At 71.7% G+C, this 2,036-nt stretch carries 3 protein-coding genes; all 3 read left to right on the forward strand.

The annotated features are described in order from the left end of the window. A partial coding sequence (locus G3N92_RS33400; protein WP_206131771.1) for a hypothetical protein occupies window positions 1-218 on the forward strand: 218 nt, incomplete at its 5' end. 73 nt (window positions 219-291) lie between these two features. Continuing rightward, window positions 292-1,158: an AraC family transcriptional regulator gene (locus G3N92_RS33405; protein ID WP_339385882.1), complete on the forward strand. Its 867-nt coding sequence runs from the start codon at window positions 292-294 to the stop codon at window positions 1,156-1,158. Window positions 1,159-1,230: 72 nt separating this feature from the next. After that, entirely contained in the window at window positions 1,231-1,872 is a 642-nt protein-coding gene (locus G3N92_RS33410) for a LysE family translocator (RefSeq protein WP_206131772.1), read from the forward strand. The last annotated feature ends 164 nt before the right edge of the window (window positions 1,873-2,036 follow it).

The raw sequence follows: 2,036 nt of genomic DNA on the forward strand, positions 1-2,036 counted from the left end.
TCGCGACCCCCGAGATCTACCCTGCCCCCACCCCTCTTTCCCTACACGCCGCTCTTCCGATCTGCGCGTTTGCGTTCTGCACGCGGCGCGGGCAGGCGGCGGCCGGGGTGGCTGCGCTGCGCGACTGGCTGCTGCGCGAGGCCGAGGCGGAGGAGGCGGCGCAGGCCCGGCCGAAAGCCAGGCGAACGCGTTCCAGATCGAGCAAACCGGCGCAGTGAGCGAGGCGGCTGCCGCGTCGCCCGGTCTTCCCGCATACTGACGCTCCCCGCCACGCACCGCGCCCTCGCCATCGTGTCTTCCGCCCCCGCCGCTCGCCGCGACGCCCGCCAATCGTTCTGGCGCGATCCCGCGATGCCGTTCGTCGAGAGCCGGCGCGCGTGCCGCAGCCGTGCCTGCTATCAGCCGCATCACCACCCGACGTTTTCGGTCGGTGCGGTGGACGGCGGCACGAGCGTGTTCACCGGTGCGCCCGGCGGCCCGATCGCCTTGCAGCCCGGCATGCTCGTGCTGGTGCCGGCGCATCGCGTGCACGCCTGCAATCCCGCGTCCGGCGAAGCCTGGAGCTACCAGATGCTGCATATCGATGCGGCGTGGCGCGACGCGGTGCGCCGCGAATACGCACAGCCCACACCGCCCGATCCGGCCGGTTCGTCGAATCGGCAGGACGACGAACCGATCCGCATCGTGACGAATCCGGCGCTGTATGCGCAGTGCTGCGAACTGAACGCACTGCTGTTCTCCGATGCCGTTCCCCGCGACAAGGAAGCCGCGCTGATCGAATTCGTCGGCGCGTGCGACGCCGATGCGGCGCAGGGCCTGCCGATCGCGCCGCCGGCCGCGCCCGCGCATCTGGCCGAACAGATCCGCCCCGCGCTCGATTGCCTGCGTGCCGAGCCCGACAGCGACATCGCGCTCGACGGCCTCGCGCGCCTGACCGGCATGAGCCGCTATCGGCTGATCCGCGCGTTTCGCGCCGTGACCGGCATGACGCCGCACGTCTGGCAATTGAATCTGCGCATCAACCTCGCGCGGGCGCGGCTTCGCGACGGCGACAGCCTGGCCGCCCTGGCCCAGCATCTCGGTTTCGCCGATCAGGCGCATTTCCAGCGCGTGTTCAAGGCTTACGCGGGCGCGACGCCCGGCGCGTTCCGCGCCTGAGCTGCAATTTTCTTCAATACCGCGCGCGGCGCGGCCGGCACACTGCGAACCCGTTCTTCGCCGGTGTCGTGCATGCAAGTCTTCCTGATGATCGCCGCGGCGCATTTTCTCGCGCTGCTGTCCCCCGGGCCCGATTTCTTCCTGATCGCCCGCACCTCGCTGTCGGCCGGCTGGCGTGCGGCCAGCGGTGCGTGTCTCGGCATCGCGCTGGCCAATGGCGTGTTCATCGTGGCCGCGTTCGCGGGCACCTCGGCGCTGCGGCCCGGCAGCGCGCTGTTCGTGGGGCTGCAACTGGCCGGCTGCGTCTATCTGCTGTGGCTCGGCGTGCTGTTCATGCGCCACGCGGGCGGCAGCGAGCTTCAGGTGCGCGCCACGGATGCGGCCGGCGCGGCACCGGCGCGGCCGCTCGCGGCGTGGGGCCGGGCCGCCGGGATGGGCTTCCTGTCCGGCATTCTCAATCCGAAGAACGCGTTGTTCTACGCGAGCCTCGCCGCGATGCTGAGCGGCCCGTATGCGAGCGCGGGATGGAAGCTGTGCTACGGCGCGTGGATGGTTGGCGTGGTGCTGGCCTGGGACACGCTGGTGGCGCTGACGATCGGCAACCGCGCCGTGCTGCGGGGCTTCACGCGCTGCCTGCCGTGGCTGGAGCGGATCTCGGGGCTCATGCTGATCGCGCTGGCGCTCGTCGTGCTGGCCGTGCTCGCCCGGCGATGACGGCGCCCGCTCAGGGCAGCAGGTGCGCGAGGCCCGCCGTGGACGCGTCGGCCACGGCGCGGAGCCGCGCCTCGTCCCAGCCCTGACGCGCGCCGGCCGACAGGCCCGACATCACGGCCGACACGTAATCGGTGGCGACGTCGGCCTGCGCGGGATGCGTGAGG

This window comes from Burkholderia sp. Ac-20379, assembly GCF_017104645.1.
Taxonomy (GTDB): Bacteria; Pseudomonadota; Gammaproteobacteria; order Burkholderiales; family Burkholderiaceae; genus Burkholderia.